Origin of the sequence: Nostoc sp. (assembly GCF_036917455.1) — a bacterium.
Lineage (GTDB): Bacteria > Cyanobacteriota > Cyanobacteriia > Cyanobacteriales > Nostocaceae > Nostoc.
In genome coordinates, this window is sequence record NZ_JBALDK010000252.1 from 1 (window position 1) to 19,317 (window position 19,317).

Sequence of the window (19,317 nt, forward strand, 5' to 3'; positions counted from 1 at the left end):
CTCAGAGGTGAAACGCTGTTGCGGCAACGATAGTTTAGGGGTAGCCCTACGCAAAAATAGCTCGATGCCAGGTATATTTTTACTAACTAAAAGCCCCAAGCTAACTTCAATGCTTGCGGCTTTTTTTTGGATAATTATCTTACCAAAGAAGGTTTATTCTCGTGGTAAGTATAAACACTGAGCTAAAAGATTAACCATAAAGTTAAGTACACTCCGATGTCTTGAGTGTTAAATTTGGCAAATTTTCTTAACAAGGCTTTCAGTCTTAGCATCCAATTTTCCCGTTTTGGCACAGTAATGCCTACGTTTTCACTATTGTTTAGAAAAATATCATATTCTGCTTCATGATTACTTGAATTAGATGTCGTTACTTATACCATTGTAGTAGCAGCTTAAAAGATTGATATTAGAGAAGTAGTTTAAAAATATAGCTTATCTGTCTACTACATGAATAAAAAATGGGCTGCTAAAAGACTTACAATCAATCTGACATCAAGCGAAGCACAGAAGTTAGAACAATACTGTTTAATGACAGGGAGACCAGCAACCGATGTAATTCGGGAGTTAGTTCGCTCTCTTTCTACTCAAGAGGAAAAAGTTTCTTAAACTTAGTAAATCGCACTGAACAAAACCATGATAAGTACATCTCTTGAAAGTGAAATATAGTGTTTCACAGTTATTGTCCTGAAAACAGCGCTATTGGTAGCAGATGAACACAATTTAAATGTAATGCTGCTAATTTAACCATACCCAATATGGATGGTTTTTATCTGATAGTTTGCCTACATACGAATCCGCAAATTCGTTATGTTTTTATCATCATTGCCAGCGTATTCAAGGAAAATAACTAGCGGAGTTTAAAGGCAGGGAATAGCATTCCTGCCCAAACTACCTCTAGTTCGATGAACTACTCCATAGACCAATACGCTTGGGTTAAGCTTAAAACTCTTTGTGCAAAGTCTAATTTTGTTAACGTAGAATGGCGGAGTGGCTTGCAGCAGGCTACTGCGGACGCGCAGAGAAGTCTAAGTCTAGTAGGTTGAGCAAGTTCCCGACTTGTTAGCGCAGCGTCTCCGACAGGAGAAGCAACTGGCGCGATACCGAGAGAAGAAAAAAATGCTTACTTTGCTTACTTAACTTATTTATTTACATCTATGATCGCGCAATTAATGATGGCTTTGCCAAAACCTACCTTTTAGATTCAATATCTAAGAGGAAATCGATCGCCTAGAATATTATGAGAGAGTGTGTTCGCGTAGCTTACCGTAGGTAGGTATGTTTGTTCTTAATTGTGACGGAAATTTCTCTTACGTTGTTTGTGCCTTGCAACTTCTTTGCGCTTGTGTTTTTCCAAAGGCGTTTCAAAGTGACGATGCTTTCTCATGTCTGGAAAAATACCTGCTTTGGAAACTTCCCTCTTAAATCGACGTAAGGCTGACTCAATTCCTTCATTTTCGCCCACAAATACTTGGGTCATTTCATCTCCTACTTAATTGGTACTGGGCAATTTCAAGCTATCCAGTAGACCGAAGCGCAAAAAGGGCAGATAATGATTCTGCCCTTAAGACGTTAAAACTTAATTTTTGATCTTAAAGCTTAAGCTTAGTAGCGTCCTCGGTTGTATCCACCACCGCCGCCACCGCGACGATCGCCACCACCACCACCAAAGGAACCACTTCTATCTTCCTTCGGTTTGGCCTTGTTCACTTTGAGATCGCGTCCCATCCACTCAGCACCATCAAGAGCTTCAATGGCCGCTGTTTCTTCAGCTTCTGTACCCATCTCTACGAAAGCAAAGCCGCGTGGACGACCTGTTTCACGGTCAGTAGGCAACTGAACGCGTTTTACAGAACCATGTTCTGCAAAAACTGTAGTGAGGTCTTCTTGTGTAACCTCGTAGGATAGATTACCTACATAAATTGACATGCGTTATCTCCAAAATCATAGGTGTGTAGAGATTTAGATTTCGGAGACAAGCTTGTTAAGACCAAAAGGGAAAAGCCTGTCAATACTAAAAACAAACGCTGTAACCGAATTTTATTCTCACCTAATTACCTTAGCACATCATTCAGTTCTTACCCATTGTAAAAAAGGAAGTACTCAGAGTCAGCGATCGCTATTAGGCTTCTCAAACATCCTTTAAGTCTTAGATTTATGGGTGAACTCCAATATTGGGTAGCAGAAATTGCCCAAATAATTGCAAAATAAATGCAGTTCGTCACTGTAACTACCTGAAAATGCCGACTATACTTGCTGACGCACAAAATTTACTTTCTGACCTGATCGCCCGCTATTCAGAGCGTGTAGATTATCTGATGATCCGCCTTGAAGAAGCAGAGGGGACTGATATCTTGTTGCGTGGCGACAAGGTAGAAACCCTAAGTGTTGGCATCTCCATTGGTGGTCATATTCGCGCTTGTTATAAAGGTGGATGGGGGTTGAGCTGCTTTAACCAACTAGGAACAATTAAAGATCGCATAGAAGAAGCGATCGCTGCGGCGCGGATGGTTGGTGATGAAGAAACTTTACTTGCACCCATTGACCCAGTGCAAGCAATATGCATTCTACCTCTAAAAGGCAGCGACCCCAGAAAAATTACACTCTCAAAGAAAAAACAATTATGCGATCGCTATACTGAATTGCTCAAAAGCGTTGATGACCGCATTACCACGACCTCAGTGCGTTACGGTGACAGCGCCCAAAAAGTGATTGTCGCTACCTCAGAAGGTACTTTGATTGAGCAATCTTGGGTGGATATGGAAATGCGCTTTGCCGCCACCGCCAGAAATGGCGAAACTGTACAAACTGGACGGGAAACTACTGGCTCTCGGAGAGCTTACGAAGATTTAACTGATTTGGATGAACAAGTAAAAGGTGCGGCTCAAAGAGCGATCGCAGCTTTATCCCTGCCATCGGTCAAAGGTAATACTTATACCGTAGTCATCGATCCAATTCTCACGGGTTTGTTTGTCCACGAAGCTTTTGGACATCTTTCTGAAGCTGATATGGCTTATGAAAACCCCGATCTCCTAGAAGTGATGACCATCGGACGGCAATTTGGCCCAGAAGAACTCCAAATTTTTGATGGTGCGGCCCCGGAGGGACATCGCGGTAGCTATTTTTACGACGATGAAGGCACGCCTGCTACAACTACTCAACTAATTAAAGATGGAGTTTTAGTTGGACGTTTACATTCTCGTGAAACTGCTGGCAAATTGGAGGAAGCGCCTACTGGTAATGCTCGATGTCTGAATTATCACTTTAATCCGATTGTACGGATGACAAATACCTGGATTGAACGGGGTAAAACACCAGTTAAAGACTTATTCACTGATATCAAAGAAGGAGTTTATGCCCGTAATTGGTTAGGTGGAATGACGAATGGGGAAATGTTTACCTTTAGTGCTGGGGAAGCCTGGATGATTAGGAACGGCAAAATTGCTGAACCTGTGCGGGATGTAACGCTTTCAGGAAATGTATTCCAAACTTTAGCGGATATTGAGGCAATTGGTGATGATTTTTACTGGGATGAATCTGGGGGTTGTGGAAAAGGAGGGCAAAATGGTTTGTCAGTCGGTTGTGGTGGCCCTAGTCTCCGAATTCAAGATGTAGTGGTTGGTGGAGAAACGTGAACTACGCGGACCATAATTTTTACTCCGGGTTAACTCTAGTTTAAATTGATGCAGGTTCGTAGTAAGGACTAAAGTGCTTACTACAAACTCTCAATGCTAGTTTGATAGACTAATACTTTCACCATAAAATGCCTTAATTGAAATCAATTTACCAGCCAGAAAGCCACGTTACGTAAGTAGGTTTTAATATCTTCATAAAGCACGTGGCTCTTTTTTTATGCTCACCAATATCAACTAAACCACCCATCTAACAGCCCATATCCTGACGATGGCGTGTTGTCAAAATGCCGCCATCGCGTTGCAGAAAAGCATTAACTCCGGCAATATCTTTTTCGCTTAAACCGTTATTCACCTCCAAGCCAAATAGCCAATATTCATCAAAATCTGATTTTTCGAGACTACTTAGAACTGGATCGCTACCAACTGCATCTGAATTATAGCGATCGCTTTGCACTAATTTTGCACTAGTGCTTAAATTTTTCCATCCCTAAACATCCCTCCCAAGGATGAAAGTAACTCACAACTCTAGGTAGTAGCGCTAAAAGTCAAAGATGGCTAATCTAGATAAGAGTAATTTAGTAATTCACTCTAATTTGATTCACTATATCAATCCTCACGTGGCGCGTACTGGGGATTTACTGCCTGTCTGGATAATCTTGATAGCCTCAATTAAATGTTCCTTAGCAAGCAGAGCGACAGATTATGAAAGCAGATCAATTTCTGAAAAACTATGCCGCAGGTGTTAGAGACTTTACTGGTGTCAATTTGAGCGAGGTAAACTTAAGGGAAGCTAATCTCAGTGACATAATTTTAGATAGAGCAATTTTAGATGGAGCTAATCTGAGTCACGCTAATTTAGCCCATGCCAGTTTGATTGAGGCTGACTTAAATGGAGCAGATTTGAGCAATGCTAACCTCATTGGTAGCAACTTGAGCGGAGCTATCTTGGATGGAGCTATCTTGGATGGAGCAGCAATGGAAGGAGCTAATTTGAGTCAAGCTGATTTGACAGTTGCTAAGTTGATCGAAACTAATTTGACTGAAGCAGATTTGCAGAAAGCAAATTTAATTGCGGCGAATCTAGATGGAGCTGATTTGAGTGGTGCAGACTTAACTGTAGCAGACTTATCCCAGGCAAATCTTACCCAAGCAGATTTGCACCAGACAAATTTGAGTGGAGCAAATCTAGAGGGAGCCAATATAGAAGGAACCATCCTAGATGAGAATATTTAAATTCTAATTTCATTCCCATCTGGAGTATGGGAATGTATTCTATCTAGGCTGCTGACTCAATCTATCAACCTGATTTTATCCATTAAGGAAAACTGCTTTACATTTAGAATTTCCTCTAAAGTCAATTCTCTTCGTATACTTGACTTCTTATCGTAGGTGTTTAACTGAAGACACACAGACACAGAGTAGTGTATGTCTTAGATATAACTTCTTTAGAAAGAATCTTATTAATATAAGCGGTTCTTGTATCCTGCGGGTTTGCCTTTGGCGTTCTCAGTATAGTCACTATGTATGGATACGAAATCTGGGAGGGGTACAGCAGTGCCATTGCTATCCCACAGTGGTCTAGATTTTATGCATTTGAGAACCGCTATAGGCAATCACCCTCAAAACTTGGAACTTTAAACTGGGAAAACGGAACGCTGAGATTGAAAACTCAGAATGTTGGACGAGAGTCTATAACTTGTGCGTACAGATTATCCGCTTGCAATAAGCTATTGTGTTTTTAATTTGCACATTGAGACAGCAGGGGAGCAGAAGGGCAGAAAAGAGAGCGTCTTGATTCTGACTCATGAATTCTGACTTCTGAATTCTTCTTCAATTAGGATTGTCATAATTAAAACAATTGACTCTCAACTATCAATGGTGAACTCTACCCTCGTCGTCACACTTTATATCAACCCTATGACAGGGAATGATACCAACACTGGTTCACGGTTGAGTCCGTTTAAAAGCCTCACCCGTGCCTTAAAAGTAACCAAAATTCCCCCGCTAATTTATCTGGAGTCGGGTACTTACAGCGCCGCTAGTGGTGAGGTGTTTCCACTAGTCATCCCTGGAGGGACAAAGGTGGTTGGTAACGAAGCTAATAAAGGTGCAGGGATTGTAATTTCTGGGAGTGGGGAGTATAAAAGTGCCAGCTTTGGTATACAAAATATCACGCTACTCTTACTAGATAATTCTAGTATTTTAGGTGTAACTGTCACCAATCCTTCAACCAAAGGTACTGGTATCTGGATTGAATCAGCTGCACCTGCTTTAGCTAACAATACTTTGAAGGACTGTGGACGGGAAGGTGTGTTTACCACTGGTAATGCCAAACCTGCAATTTTAGATAATATATTTGTGCAAAATACTGCTAGCGGGTTAGTGATGGCAGGTCATAGCCAGGGAGAAGTATTGCGGAATGTATTTCAAAGAAATCCTTTGGGCATAGCAATTAGTGACTTTGCCACCCCGACGATCGCAAATAACAAATTATCAGAAAATCGCACCGCGATCGCACTTTCTCGCAACGCCCAACCAGTACTGCGTCAAAATCTCATTACTTACAATACCCAAGGTGGTCTATTAGTCAATGGCAATGCAATTCCCGATTTAGGTAATACCCAAGAGCCTGCTAATAATATTTTTCATGATAATAGTGAATTTGATTTATATAATGCTACTACACAAAAGCTAATTTCCGTAGGTAATCAGTTAAATCATTCTCTAATCAAGGGCTTATTTGAATTGATCCCAGTTAATGAAGTAGTAGTTAACACCAGTTTATTTGAGGCTGCGACTGAATCACCATCTCAAAACCTCCCTGCACCTGTTCAACTAAATGAACATTGGGCAGAACCATTTGTCCAGGCACTAGTAAGCATGGATTTAACTCATCGTTTTGCTGATGGTAGCTACGAGCCAGATAAACCCATGACTCGCGCCCAGTATGCATCTCTAGTAGCGATCGCCTTTAACCCATTTCCGAAAATCTCAGCACCTGATTTTATCGATGTACCAAAGGATTTTTGGGCTTATAGCGCTATCCAAATCGCGGCTAGTGGTGGCTTTGTTGGCGGATTTAGCGATCGCACTTTTCGCCTTGAACGACACGTCCAGCGACTACAGGTGATTGTCTCCCTAGTAAACGGATTGGGACTACCACCTGCTGATAGCGATGTTTTAGAAATATATAGCGATCGTCATACCATTCCCGACTACGCCCGAAAAGCCGTAGCCGCTGCTACACAACAAAAAATCGTCGTCAATTACCCAGATCCCAAACTACTTGCACCTTCACGTTTAGCAACACGTGCCGAAGTTGCAGCAATGGTTTATCAGGCATTAGTTGCCATTGGGCGAACATCTGCGATTAAATCAGTCTATGTAGGGTTGCATTCCAGAACTTGACAAGTAGAATAGGAAACACTGCTTATCGGCTTGGTACTCTTGGAAAAAAAAACCATGTAGTTAAAAGCACGCTAGGCTAATATGCGATGGGTGAAAAATCTTAGACCTATTGCCGAAAGCTAATAGCCCCATGTTAACAACACTTCCAGATACTTCTGCCAACTTGGCGATCGCTTTATTAATTAACTATAGTTTTGACCTCAGTGGGTATAGTGCCAATGAGCTAGTTGAGCGTTGGCAAACGCAATACCCACTGAATTGGCTACACCTGGCAGTGATTGAGGCACTATATCAAGGTCGTTATAAAGCGGTTTCCGTGCAGCAAATTTTAGTATTTTGGCAGCGCCGGGATCAGGCTACATATCATTTCAACATGGAATTTGAACGGATGATTTGTAGCAAATTTCCTCAAAGCTTAACCTCATTTGCTGCACCAGCCCTCCCGCTACCCAAAAAAAACCCGATTGTAGAGAAAGTCACGAGTCCTCAATTACCACCTGCGAAGATTCGTAACGGCTATCAATACAGCAATACTGCAACTCTACAACTGAAAAGTTCTGAACAAAAGACATCTTTGAGTGAAGAACACGAGAAGCAGGAAGATAGAGACAATAAAACCGTCTTGAAGTCCCCCCTAACGGGGAAGTTTACCTCTTCGGCAACCCTTCAGCGATCGCCTGCTGTCAGCCAAAGGCAAACTTCACAAGAAATTCCATTGCCTTCTCCATCATCAAGCCATCATCAACGACAGCCCAAACTGCTCCCACCTGCTGCTATTCATGCCCCTATCGGGCAATTTACTCCAGAAAAAAGCGATCGCTCTGAGTCTTTTACATCTAAACTCAAGGCGATGTCTGGCGAACAGAATCCACCAGATATGGGGGGTGAGGCAGTGAAGGAGAAGAATCAATGACAAATAACTTTTTACTCTGCAACTAACTGTCTAAAACGCTCATCATCAGCAATATCATCAAAATCTAGGTCAGTTGCCGCGTCTTCTTTATACCTGGAATTAAATTCAATTGCTTGTTTGAGAGTTCCCAGAGATAGTTCAACTTGTCTTTGCAGTGCGTAACAGGCTGCTTTGTTGTAATAGGCACTAGCATAATCGGGCTTAATTTCTAAGGCTTTATTAAAACTAGCGATCGCTTCATCATCGCGTCCCAATCTTACCAAAGTATAACCGCGTTTATCCCAGATTTTGGGAGAATTTGGTTGGAATTCTAGCGCTTTATCAAAAGATGCTATTGCCTCTTCATACTGTTCTAAAGTCACTAGAGAAAGACCGCGATTTAACCAAGCTACAGCATCATCAGGCTTAATTTGTGTAGCTTTATCAAATGAAGCAAAGGCTTGTTGATGCTGTTGTAAGTTTCCAAAAGCAACGCCGCGATCGCACCAAGCTTGATGATACTCTGGTTGGAGTTTAATCGCTCGGTCGTAAGACGCGATCGCATCTTTGTAGCGTTTTAACCTTCCGAGAGTTAAGCCTCGTTTTAACCAAGTAACAGGTTCATCAGCTTGGATTTTAACTGCTTGGTTGTAAGCTGCGATCGCATCTTCATAGCGTTTTTGGGAAAACAACGCATCTCCCTGTTGTACATACTCATCAGCAGTGAATTCCGGTTGTTGTAGCTGTTCCTGCATTTCTTCTTCAACTTCCGAATTCACCGCCTCTAGGATAGATTCAGGTGTAATTTCAGTTAGTTCTTGAAGGATAAGATCCTTTCTTTCTTGGGCATCCAATTGTAAATCCGAGAGTTGAGATACAAACTCAGTTTCTAATCTTTCTAACTTCTCCAAAATGAGAATCTTTTGTTGTTGAGCATTCCATTGCAATTCGGAAAATTGTAAACTAAACTCAGAACCAGATTTTTCTAAATTTTCAATGATTATCTCTTTTCGTTTTTGAGCATCTATTTGTAATTCAGATAGTTGTTCGGCAAACTCTGACTGCAATGCTGCAAAAATCTCAAATATTTTATTTTTCTGTTCGTGAGCATCCGCCTGTAATTCAGATAATTGAGATTTAAGTTGATTATCTATTTTTCCTAAATCCTCAAGAGTAATATCTTTTTTTTGTTGAGCATTTACTTGTAATTTTGATAATTTTTCGACAAATTCTAACTGTAAATTTGTCAAACTTTCAATAACTATATCTTTTTCATTTTGAGCATCAGATAGCCATCCAGAAAGTTGAGAGGTAAACTCAGACTTTGATACTTCTAAATCAGCAACAGTTAGTTCTTGCTGCTGTTGTACACCTAACTTTAATTTAGACAATTCTTGTGTCAGAACAGATGCTAAATTTCCTAGATTTTCCAGTGCTATCTCTCTTTGTTGTTGAGCTTCTAACTCTAACTTAGATAGCCCAGAAGTAAATTTTGACTCCAATATTTTTATATTTTCTTGAGATTTTTTGAGTTGAGTTTCTAATCTACTTAATACCCCTGTTTTAGCTAAATCGAATTCCGATGTCAGGGTAGATAAGTTTTCTTGTTCGGTTTTAATTTTTTGTTGTAAACTAACCGTTTCCTGTTCTAATTCATAATTTATTTTTCTAGCTTCTTGAATAATATTTTCAGACTCTTGCTTAACGCTAGTTAACTGATTTTGTAGTTTTTCCATTCCCTGTAATTGTTGCATTGCTCTCTCAATAATTTCTCGGATTACCACCCGTCGGAGAAGCCAAAATAAAGCAATGATTGCGACTGGAAATAGACTTAATATTACTAGCCAGATATCGATTAAGATAGTTGTACGGCTAAAAGCGTTCTTAAAATCAGATTGGACTTGCTGTTGAATTCGCTTTTCGGCTCGTAGTCGTGTTAATTCTTCCCGTTCCTGATTTGATAAGACCGGAGTAGGAGTTAGTGCTGGGGAAGGTAATGGTGCAGATTGTCCACTGGCAATTCCAACGGATAACAGTAAAGGTAAAAAGACAATAGTGTTTTTTGCAATTAAAGCGAAAATAGCTTGATTTTTGCTCTTCATAACAACCATCTCAGTCTGTTGGTCAGTTTTTGAAGCGGCGGGCCTCTCTCCAATCTATAACAGAATTAAGTGGTTATATGTTGTAGAGGCAATGGAATCTATACTCAGCAGGTCTCTATATTCGCATCAGTCGCAGTAATACCAGCACTAGAGAATTCCGTTTTAGAGCGTTTGGAAAAAGCGGTTTGTTTAGTCATTGTTCATTTCTCAAACAGCAGCCTGCAATCTTAGGCTGCTGTTTAAAAAATTCAAACTAGCTGTGTCCATTGTGACCAACGACTAACGATCGTTAACTACCGACTCCCCATTAAGGGGAGTTATTTGATATCACTTATCTAGCTAAAGTGAACAACATAGTTATCCGTCGCCTGTCTGATGCAGTGCATTTGTTTCTCCGCCAAAACCAATGTTGGAGGATGGGCAGAAAATGCTTAGACTAATGTCACAATTAATGGAGAATCAGTTAAGCAAGTTGAAAGAGGAATGTCATCAAGTCTCCTTTACCCAAGCTGATGCGATCGCCTGGTCGCAATCGATGACGATTCCCCGGTAAAAGTGGCAAGTTATTAATGTAAGTACCATTAGAACTTCCCACATCTTCTACATAGTGAGCATCTCCCTCAACGCGAATATCTGCATGAATCCGCGAGACAACTTCTGAATTGGGAAATCCTGAAACGTCTATATCTGGAGGAATCCGGTCATTAGGCTTGCCGATATGAATCACAGAGAGATTTTGTGGCAATTCAATTAGGCGATCGGTTTGAACGTGGATTAACCGCGCCATAACCTGCTGCAATTGCGTTCTGGCTACAGTTGCGGTTGGAGTTGCTGGCGGGGGTACTTCAGCTTCAGAGACTGGCGGTGGTTCCAACGGTGGTGGAGTCGGAATACTTTGTCCAGAGACTACAGGTTGAGCTTCAACGGTTGGCATTGGTTCTGGGGGGCTACTTTCTGCAACAGCTCCCTGTGCGGGAGCCGATGGAGGAACTGCCATCTCTGTTGGTGGTAAAGATGAACTAGGAGGATGAGAGTTAGTAGAACCGCTTATTCCCAAAGCATCTGGTTGTAAAAGTTCTAATAGTGGATCGGGTGGAACTAATGGCGGTACTTCCACTGGAACATCGGGAGTAACTGTTGTAGCTACCGTACTATGAACGTGTGGAACTCCTGCGGAGTGAAGGTTATAGCCACACTGACCGCAGAATGCAGCATCTGCCTGCACATTTGCTCCACAACTGGGACAGTTAGTAGTCGCAGGTAACGGTGTATAACAAGCTTCACATTGGACAGCGCCATCAGGGTTGGGATGATTGCAATTAGGGCAGACGATCATCGATATTTAGCCTTTGTTCAAGATCATCATAAAATTAGGTAGGACTGGCAAGCAGAGAGCGGGCCTAGCTTTAGATTTTAGCAATTACTGCTGATGGAACGATGAATTTTGGACGTTCTTAGGGACTTCCAGAAATTAAATTATTCAATTTTGGAGCGAAGATGATCAATTAGATTCTTCCTCCCCTGCTTCCCCTGCGCCCCCTGCCTCCCCTTCTCGCCAAAGCGATGGGATATTTTTTTAGTTGGAAGTCCCTTATAGGGGAGCAGGGGGGCAGAGGAGCAGAGGGGCAGGGGGGCAGGGGGGCAAAGGAGAGAGAAGTTGTAGTAAATCTTTCCCCAATGCTCAATGCCCAATACTTGGGCTACGCTTAGTAAAAGTTCCCAATTCCCAATCTCCAATCCTCATTACCCCTTATCCCCAGAGGGGGCCCCACCTTCCCCAATCCCCAATTGTTTAACGTTGCAGTTCCAAACCAGCTGCTGCATCCAGCAGCCACCATAGTTCGCCTTGGGGCCGAATTAAGCGGGATGGGTAAGTGAAGTCATCAGCTACAGGTGCAAAGACTTGCGCCAAAGCTGGTCTTTTATTAGCACCAGCAACCATAAAAATCACACTGCGAGCAGAGTTGATGAAGGGGTATGTAAAACTTATCCGGTGATTTCCGTCTTTGTTACCCACTGTAACTAGGCGATCGCGTACTTTGAGAGCCTCTGTGTGGGGAAACAAAGATGCAGTATGTGCATCATCACCCATTCCTAGCAATACTACATCCAACGCGGGAAACTCAACCCCAGAAGAATGGAAAAATTCTTTGAGATGTTGTTCATATTTAGCAGCAGCCAGTTCTGGATTGGCTTCTAAGGTTGGTACGGGATGAATGTTAGCTGCTGGAATGTCAACACGATCTAGCCATGCACGACGCGTCATCAGCTCATTACTATCGGGGTGATCTGGTGGTACGTAACGCTCATCCCCCCAGAATATATGAATTTTATCCCAAGGCAGTTTTTGAGCAGCGTAGGCGTAGCCCGCCGAAGGCATCGCTTCGTATAACGGTTTAGGTGTACTGCCGCCAGATAAGGCGATGGTAAACCGCCCTCGCTGCTCAATAGCACTTTCTAACTTGGACAAAATTAATTCTAGCGCTCGTGCAACCAGCGCTGGCTGATCCGGTAGAACTTCAACGGTTTTGTTCATGGCTTCATCATCATATTGCTGGCTTCCAGCAATACCATACCGAACTTATTACAATCTCCCTTTTTAACTTTTGAAACATTTAACATCGTAGATTAAGTAGGCTGGAAAATGTAGATGCTCATTATCACCTTCAACACTAAGTTGTCAGTAGTCAGTCATACTAACCACCAACCACTAACTACTATCGCGCATTATTTTTATTTACATCCAGTTACTTGATACTTTGTTGATTAATGCCACAAAGGATACATTTATTAATTCTTATTAAAAATTAATAAAACTAATTAATTACAAACAATGTTTCCCAATTAGCGATCGCTTCGCGTTGGGCGATTAACAATTCCTGAATTCCCTTTTGGGCCACATCTAGCAGTTGATCCAACTGGGTGCGGCTAAAGCTACCTTCTTCGGCTGTTCCTTGGACTTCAATGATTCCCAAATGTTGATTCATTACTACATTAAAATCTACTGTTGCAGCCACATCTTCGATATAATTTAGATCCAAAAATGGCTCACCCTCCAGTAATCCTACGGAAACTGCTGCTACCTGTCCACACAGAGGCGATCGCTCTAACACGCCTTCTTGCAACAATTTAGAAATTGCATGAGCCAACGCCACAAAGGAGCCTGTAATAGCTGTTGTTCGAGTTCCGGCATCTGCTTGTAACACATCAGCATCCACAGTCAGGGTGCGTTCTCCTAATGCCTCAAAATCCACTGCTGCGCGTAAGCTACGGCCAATTAAGCGTTGAATTTCTTGCGTCCGTCCAGATAATTTCAATAATTCCCTTTCTTGGCGTTTATATGTAGCAGATGGTATCATTCGGTACTCAGCAGTTAGCCAGCCTTTACCAGTTCCTTCAAGAAACTTCGGGACTCCCTTATTAACGCTGACAGTACAAAGTACCTGAGTATCACCGCATCTTGCGAGAACAGAACCGGGGGCAAAGCGAGTGAAATTGGGGTAAAAGCTGATCGGACGTAGTTCGTAGGGAATCCGACCATCTGGACGCTGCCAAGCCATTGGAGTTGCCTCAAGATTTTTATCTAGAATACTGCCTTAAGATTACCTTAGTGTTGTAAATGGGCATCGGAAATTGGAAATTGGGAAGAATTCTTCCTAACTGATAACTTCCCCAATCGCACTTTTCTAAGCAACTGAAAGTAGAGTCAAAATATTTTGCTGTACCATATCTGGTGACTGGTCGCCATTGATCGTCAATAGGCGGCGATGACAGTCGTAATATTCGAGGATGGGGATGGTGCGATCGTAGAATAATTCGACACGGCGCTGCACGATTTCTGGTTGGTCATCTGGTAGCGATCGCCCCAACGATCGACTAACCATGACTGCTTCTGGAACTTGGAGATAAATTGCCCAATCTAGCTTTTGCCCTAAATTATCCAATAAAAAATCTAATTCTTCAGCTTGGAAAGCAGTACGAGGATAGCCTTCCAAGACCCAATCGCAGTTAATATCTGGTTGTCTGAGGCGAACCCCGATCAATTCAACGATCGCTTCGTCTGGAACTAACTCCCCTTTTTGTATATAGGGCTGTGTGTGATAGCCTAGTTCACTCAGACTAGCGTAAACCGAAAGAGAAGTCCGAGGATCGGTTTCTGAGCATCGAAATTCCGGTAGGGGCTGATAGCCAGATATTGCTTCCCGTAAAATCTCACCTGTAGAAATCAGAGGAATATCAAAGTATCTGCCAAGCCTTTGTGCTTGAGTGCTTTTCCCCGATCCTGAACCTCCCAGAATCACCAATCTCACAACAATTTACCCCTCTTGCTGTCAAATTCACTACTTACTAAGTCTGTTTTGCCCAAACAACCTAAAAATTTAACATTTAGGGATTTTCAGACCTTTTACCCAGCTTTTTTAAATCATTGGATCTGTAACAATTATGTTTTAATTTTGACGATCGCCTATAGAGAAAAGACGTAATTTTCACTCCAATAACTCTTGACTTCCACACAAACGTAGTGTTTGACTAAGAATGCAATTTGCAAGATCCACCACACTGGTGAAAAACAGATTGATTATACAGGCAGATTTGTAATAAATCCTGTCAGCAAAAATATTTAATTTATTGTATCTTTTTGAACTTTAATCTATGGTTGCCCAGCTAGAAACCTCAAGTATCAATTCAACCCCTGCCCTACCATATCCAGTTGAAGGGCTAGTGCAAGTTTTCACTAGCTCCCATCGCAACTTTTTTACGACCGTTATGGCTCAATCACTGAGAATAGCAGGACAAGGAACGCCAGTATTAATCGTACAGTTTCTTAAAGGGGGTATTCGTCAAGGACACGATCGACCCATACAATTAGGGCAAAATTTAGATTGGATTCGCTGTGATTTGCCTCGTTGTATCGATACACCACATCTAGACGATACGGAAAACCAAGCCTTACAAAAACTGTGGCAATATACACAAAATGTAGTGTGTAAGAGTAAGTATTCTCTCGTCGTATTGGATGAGTTAAGTTTAGCGATTAACTTTGGTTTAATTTCTGAAACCGAAGTTTTAGCGTTTCTGGCAAAACGCCCTCCTCACGTTGATATTATTCTCACAGGCCCAGAGATGCCTAAATCTCTCTTGGATGTGGCAGATCAAATTACAGAAATCCGTCGGAGTTATCGACCCTAAATAAAATACTCAGTTCGTGCTAATATATCGAGTCTATTTGAATTAACGTTAGCAGCGAATTTGTGATTAAGAACGATATCTGGATTACTGAAATGGCTCAAAAGGGTTTGATTTCGCCCTTTGAACCGAGCCTAATCCGAAAAGTGCAAAAAGATGAGTCTGTAGCAGTTCAACCTGTGATTAGCTACGGCTTGTCTTCTTATGGGTACGATATACGCCTTTCCTCGGCTGAGTTCCGCATTTTTCGCCATATCCCCGGAACCGTAGTTGATCCCAAAAACTTTAATCCCCAGAATTTAGAGCCAACAGCACTGCATACTGATGCCAATGGCAATTACTTTATTTTACCTGCTCATTCCTATGGACTTGGGGTTGCCCTAGAAAAGCTGGAGGTTCCTGAAAATATTACTGTAATTTGTATAGGTAAATCGACTTACGCAAGATGTGGAATAATAGCGAATCTAACACCTGCTGAAGCTGCATGGCGAGGCCATTTAACTTTAGAATTTTCCAACTCTTCCAGCGCAGACTGTCGCATTTACGCTAACGAAGGCGTGGTGCAATTACTATTTTTAGAAGGTGAACCCTGTGCCATTAGTTATGAAGCTCGTCAGGGCAAATATCAGGATCAGCAAGAAATTGTGACTTTGGCTCGTATTTAAACATCGCAACAATGGGAACTATATAATCACTGCTCTAAATCGGGATTTTTTCTAGTAGTTCTTTTTTGGTTTCAATAGTTAGTAGTTGTATAGGTTTGATAAACATAATCTGCTAATAAAAATACCACTACCTTAAACCCCCTCAGCTTTTCAATAGCGAAGAGTTCAGATGCGATCTAATCTTGCAGCGCTAAGTTTTTGTCAGTCAGAAAAGGAGGCAGAAAAAAAATTGTAAGGGCGTTTCTAATCATCATTAATAACCGGACTTCGCTTTCAAAATAGACCAATAGGTGATGTTAATAGAAGTAGATATATAAATAGGCTTACCTTTGAAATCAACAAGGGTTTTAGTTGCTGTGTTGGGATGGGCGATGAAACACTGGGGATCTATTCTGGAAAATTGCTAAAACTGTAATTTTGGGAATACCTTGTGCTATGGCGTTCACGGCATTAATACCATAACCCCTAAAGAAATCTACCGCACCCCCATCAACAATTGAGTACTACTGGAAACCTGGAGGCAACTATTTTGATGCTGACATCTAAATTTTGGTCTGTATAAATATTAGTGCCTATCACCTGGTAAAACCCGCCATGTTTTGCTTGTGCTATCCAGTTTATATCAAAGGTAACTTTATCCAACCGAAAATTGCTAGTTGACGGTCGTTTGCTGGTAGTATAAGTAGCAAAGACACTGCTATCAGTGCAGATAAAACCATATTGAATAAAATTGTGGCTACTAAGGTGATGAATTGTTGGTGATGAGGGTGATAACGGATTTATAAGACAGTATAATCTCTCTCCTATCTACCGTTGTAGCTGAATCTAAATGTACATTCTAGAATCAACTTTTGATTCACTAGCGAATAGGGCTGAATTTCGAGAGCGCGTTGAAAAGCTCGAATAGCTTCACCATACTCTCCTAGTGCCGCGTAACACAAGCCCATGCCGTGAAGTGCCCCAAAATGTATTGGATTTATCTGCACAACCATCTGACAATCTGCCAGAGATTTCCGATAATCACCAATACTGTAATAGAGAAAAGCCCGACGATTCCAGGCTTCAGCGAAATCTGGCTGTTCTTTGATTAATGCTGTCAGTGCTGTTTCGGCTTCAGCAATTTCACCTGCATCCAGTAACTTCTGACTGCGATCGATTATTTCTAGCCCATAGATTCCCTTTTGCTGAAACCAGATGCGCCAGATTTTTCTGGTTGCTTTGTCCCGAACTGTAGCATCGGGGTTTTTTAACTCTTCAAGTAAGGAATTGATAGATAAAGAATCCATAAATTTGAGATCAGTGAATATACCTTTGTATTAACTTTCTCACAAAATATATCTATTCAATCATTTTTAAAGTCATCTTTAAATTTGCGGTGATTAATCGCTATTTATGAATTTTCTGTGTTGTTGATTCTATTCAGCAATACGACTAACACCACACATGACATTTAGAGTCATAAAAACAAAAACTGACTATAGGTAGTTAAAAGCTGCCTAGTGACTAATAGCTAATAAAAAAATAATAATTATGCCCGTTTGGGATTGATATGGAATTAGCAAGCACTTTAGCATTGCAGAAACACGATTGCACTGCGATCTGCATTGGTAGGTATTTTGCTGCTAATTGTCGCTGATTCCAAGCCGTAGCTACCTAGATCGGTTCATGATGAAGGCAATGATTCGGATGCGTTTTGCTTAGAGATATACACCTGCTGCTTACTCACTGTACCGAAAAGGATCAACGGTTTTTGTGAGAGACATTTTGATGTGCTGCTGTATACTGCCCAACTCGATCGCTACTTGGATAATATAGTTATATTATTCCTGGGTTGGGAGATAAAAGCGATCGCTGGTTTAGCACAAGATAAGATGATTGATGCAGTCATTAACTGAATACTACACGAATCACTGATTTACAAATTTTACCCACGTTAAAATTAAGAATGTTTTCAAATAAAGTCTTAACAATTCAAAATGACGCTCGCCTGACTCGCTAACGCCGCGCTAACAAAATTCAAACATTTTAGACAATTTCAAACGTTCGCGTAGCGTCTCCCCTTTTCCCTTTGGGAGAGGCTAACGCCAAGGGATAAGAGGAGTAACTCCGGGGGATTTAAACCCTGACTGAAACTGGGGCTACCTGTAGAGATAGGGGTCTTGAACCCTTTTATTTACGATCAATAAAACATCATATTGATCTACTAAATTTATATACAACATTAATAATTATTCATGACTAATTTATAAAGATCCACTATAATGTTGAATATTTCGATTCCCAGATGATAACGATAAATATTACATTATAAATGCTAATGATACAAGCTGATATTGGGAAATTAGAAACAGAGATATCACAGCAGATTGTAAAATTATATAATCAGAGAACAGGTAAGTCTCCAAGCCAAATTATTTGTCATTTTTTAGATGCTGAAATTGTAATTTCCCTAGAAAATTCTGTTACCCAAGCTGAATACACTCTACTGAAAGAAGGTTATGCTACTTTAGCCGAACAAGTACGCTTGTATTTAGAAACAATTATTAAACCAGAGTTGAAAAGTTTGATTGAGTTAATTATTGGTCAACCTGTCCTTGAGCTCATGACCAATACAAATTTAGCAGCTGGCCGGACTGGGATTATTGTGGTTTTCAATCAATTACCTGATGTTCCTAATCCCGAATCTCTTACCAAGATAAATTTAAATAATTTAGCTGACTGATATGACGACTAATTACCATTTCTAATTGATTAAAATCATAGGGTTTAGTAATGCAATCATCAAATCCTGCGAGCATACTGAATTCATCATCCTGTACCACTGTTAGAGGTGTTAATGCAATGATTGGGATAGTCGCAGTTTTTGTATCGTGTTTGAGATCGTCAATGACTCGGTTCGCACCCAAATTAGATAGCATTATATCTAGAAGAATTACATCTGGTTGATGAGTTTGTGCCAATATTACAGCCCTCACTCCTTGTTTGGTACAAATGCATGAAAAATTTAATATTCCTAGATGAGAATTAAGTAACTCTAAATCATGTAGACTCTGTTCTACAATCAAAATTAAAGGCTGTCCATTCATCAGTAGTGATTCCTGTCCAAGAAAGGCTAGGCATAAAGACTCAGCCCATCAGGAAAACCAAGAGGTCTTTTTTCTGGCAAGTGCTTAAGTAAATATACGATGATGTGTTCAGGAGATTAACTAAAGCATTAATCAAATGAATAGGCTGGTGTATAATCAATTTTGTTATGCATCTACACTGAATTTAAAGAAAAATATAACACTTTAATATCAAGCAAATAGTATCATAGATGACGTATATACTTGCAAATATCGACAAAATAATTTGTATCTCGCAGAGCGCGTCTGTAAACCTATATCCTTAATAACCTTTTACTTTATCTTGTAACTGACGTGCAAATGCGA

20 protein-coding genes are annotated in these 19,317 nt (G+C 40.9%); 10 read left to right on the forward strand and 10 right to left on the reverse strand.

The genetic code is table 11. The annotated features are described in order from the left end of the window. Together V7K42_RS27625 and V7K42_RS27630 are read left to right on the forward strand one after the other, a co-directional pair. On the forward strand, positions 1-181 hold a 181-nt coding region (locus V7K42_RS27625; protein ID WP_334920745.1), incomplete at its 5' end, for a hypothetical protein. A gap of 266 nt (positions 182-447) precedes the next feature. Next, positions 448-606: a CopG family transcriptional regulator gene (locus tag V7K42_RS27630; RefSeq protein ID WP_094333032.1), complete on the forward strand. Its 159-nt coding sequence runs from the start codon at positions 448-450 to the stop codon at positions 604-606. A 679-nt stretch (positions 607-1,285) separates the two neighbouring features. On the opposite strand, the gene rpsU is transcribed toward V7K42_RS27630, so the two are convergent. Beyond that, positions 1,286-1,477, reverse strand: coding sequence for a 30S ribosomal protein S21 (gene rpsU, locus V7K42_RS27635; protein ID WP_334696633.1), 192 nt, complete (start codon positions 1,475-1,477; stop codon positions 1,286-1,288). A 125-nt stretch (positions 1,478-1,602) separates the two neighbouring features. Beyond that, positions 1,603-1,926, reverse strand: a complete 324-nt coding sequence (locus tag V7K42_RS27640; protein WP_094333030.1) for an RNA recognition motif domain-containing protein — start codon at positions 1,924-1,926, stop codon at positions 1,603-1,605. A 311-nt stretch (positions 1,927-2,237) separates the two neighbouring features. Here V7K42_RS27640 and V7K42_RS27645 point away from each other — a divergent pair, with 311 nt between their 5' ends. After that, complete coding sequence (locus tag V7K42_RS27645) at positions 2,238-3,632, forward strand: TldD/PmbA family protein (protein WP_334920748.1); 1,395 nt, start codon at positions 2,238-2,240, stop codon at positions 3,630-3,632. Between the two features lie 247 nt (positions 3,633-3,879). On the opposite strand, the gene V7K42_RS27650 is transcribed toward V7K42_RS27645, so the two are convergent. After that, positions 3,880-4,086, reverse strand: coding sequence for a hypothetical protein (locus V7K42_RS27650; RefSeq protein WP_334920750.1), 207 nt, complete (start codon positions 4,084-4,086; stop codon positions 3,880-3,882). A gap of 248 nt (positions 4,087-4,334) precedes the next feature. Between V7K42_RS27650 and V7K42_RS27655 the strand changes: the two genes are divergently transcribed. The 3 genes from V7K42_RS27655 (at position 4,335) to V7K42_RS27665 (ending at position 7,953) form a co-directional block, all read left to right on the forward strand. Beyond that, positions 4,335-4,865, forward strand: coding sequence for a pentapeptide repeat-containing protein (locus V7K42_RS27655; protein ID WP_334920752.1), 531 nt, complete (start codon positions 4,335-4,337; stop codon positions 4,863-4,865). A gap of 642 nt (positions 4,866-5,507) precedes the next feature. Further along, entirely contained in the window at positions 5,508-7,040 is a 1,533-nt protein-coding gene (locus tag V7K42_RS27660) for a DUF1565 domain-containing protein (RefSeq protein ID WP_334920753.1), read from the forward strand. A 130-nt stretch (positions 7,041-7,170) separates the two neighbouring features. After that, a complete protein-coding gene (locus V7K42_RS27665; protein WP_094333026.1) occupies positions 7,171-7,953 on the forward strand; it encodes a hypothetical protein in 783 nt (260 codons plus the stop codon). An 11-nt stretch (positions 7,954-7,964) separates the two neighbouring features. Here V7K42_RS27665 and V7K42_RS27670 read toward each other — a convergent pair whose 3' ends face one another. The 5 genes from V7K42_RS27670 to V7K42_RS27690 all read right to left on the reverse strand — a co-directional run bounded on the left by V7K42_RS27670 (position 7,965) and on the right by V7K42_RS27690 (position 14,344). After that, positions 7,965-10,034, reverse strand: coding sequence for a tetratricopeptide repeat protein (locus tag V7K42_RS27670; RefSeq protein ID WP_334920756.1), 2,070 nt, complete (start codon positions 10,032-10,034; stop codon positions 7,965-7,967). 463 nt (positions 10,035-10,497) lie between these two features. Beyond that, positions 10,498-11,370, reverse strand: a complete 873-nt coding sequence (locus V7K42_RS27675; RefSeq protein ID WP_334920758.1) for an FHA domain-containing protein — start codon at positions 11,368-11,370, stop codon at positions 10,498-10,500. A 456-nt stretch (positions 11,371-11,826) separates the two neighbouring features. After that, entirely contained in the window at positions 11,827-12,570 is a 744-nt protein-coding gene (pgl, locus tag V7K42_RS27680) for a 6-phosphogluconolactonase (RefSeq protein ID WP_334920760.1), read from the reverse strand. A gap of 280 nt (positions 12,571-12,850) precedes the next feature. Further along, a complete protein-coding gene (gene rph, locus V7K42_RS27685) occupies positions 12,851-13,594 on the reverse strand; it encodes a ribonuclease PH (protein ID WP_334920762.1) in 744 nt (247 codons plus the stop codon). Between the two features lie 126 nt (positions 13,595-13,720). Further along, on the reverse strand, positions 13,721-14,344 hold the full coding sequence (locus V7K42_RS27690) for an adenylate kinase family protein (RefSeq protein ID WP_334920764.1): 624 nt from the start codon (positions 14,342-14,344) through the stop codon (positions 13,721-13,723). A gap of 343 nt (positions 14,345-14,687) precedes the next feature. Between V7K42_RS27690 and V7K42_RS27695 the strand changes: the two genes are divergently transcribed. After that, positions 14,688-15,224, forward strand: coding sequence for a P-loop NTPase family protein (locus V7K42_RS27695; RefSeq protein ID WP_334920766.1), 537 nt, complete (start codon positions 14,688-14,690; stop codon positions 15,222-15,224). A 92-nt stretch (positions 15,225-15,316) separates the two neighbouring features. After that, on the forward strand, positions 15,317-15,886 hold the full coding sequence (dcd, locus tag V7K42_RS27700) for a dCTP deaminase (RefSeq protein WP_219852199.1): 570 nt from the start codon (positions 15,317-15,319) through the stop codon (positions 15,884-15,886). Positions 15,887-16,689: 803 nt separating this feature from the next. Here the strand turns inward: dcd and V7K42_RS27705 are convergent. Further along, a complete protein-coding gene (locus tag V7K42_RS27705; protein ID WP_334920768.1) occupies positions 16,690-17,172 on the reverse strand; it encodes a tetratricopeptide repeat protein in 483 nt (160 codons plus the stop codon). 483 nt (positions 17,173-17,655) lie between these two features. Between V7K42_RS27705 and V7K42_RS27710 the strand changes: the two genes are divergently transcribed. Together V7K42_RS27710 and V7K42_RS27715 are read left to right on the forward strand one after the other, a co-directional pair. Further along, on the forward strand, positions 17,656-17,781 hold the full coding sequence (locus tag V7K42_RS27710; protein WP_334920770.1) for a hypothetical protein: 126 nt from the start codon (positions 17,656-17,658) through the stop codon (positions 17,779-17,781). A 416-nt stretch (positions 17,782-18,197) separates the two neighbouring features. Then, positions 18,198-18,608, forward strand: coding sequence for a DUF2294 domain-containing protein (locus V7K42_RS27715; protein WP_334920772.1), 411 nt, complete (start codon positions 18,198-18,200; stop codon positions 18,606-18,608). Here V7K42_RS27715 and V7K42_RS27720 read toward each other — a convergent pair. Further along, positions 18,574-18,972: a response regulator gene (locus tag V7K42_RS27720; RefSeq protein WP_334920774.1), complete on the reverse strand. Its 399-nt coding sequence runs from the start codon at positions 18,970-18,972 to the stop codon at positions 18,574-18,576. The two genes, V7K42_RS27715 and V7K42_RS27720, sit on opposite strands and share 35 nt — an antisense overlap. Between the last annotated feature and the right edge of the window lie 345 nt (positions 18,973-19,317).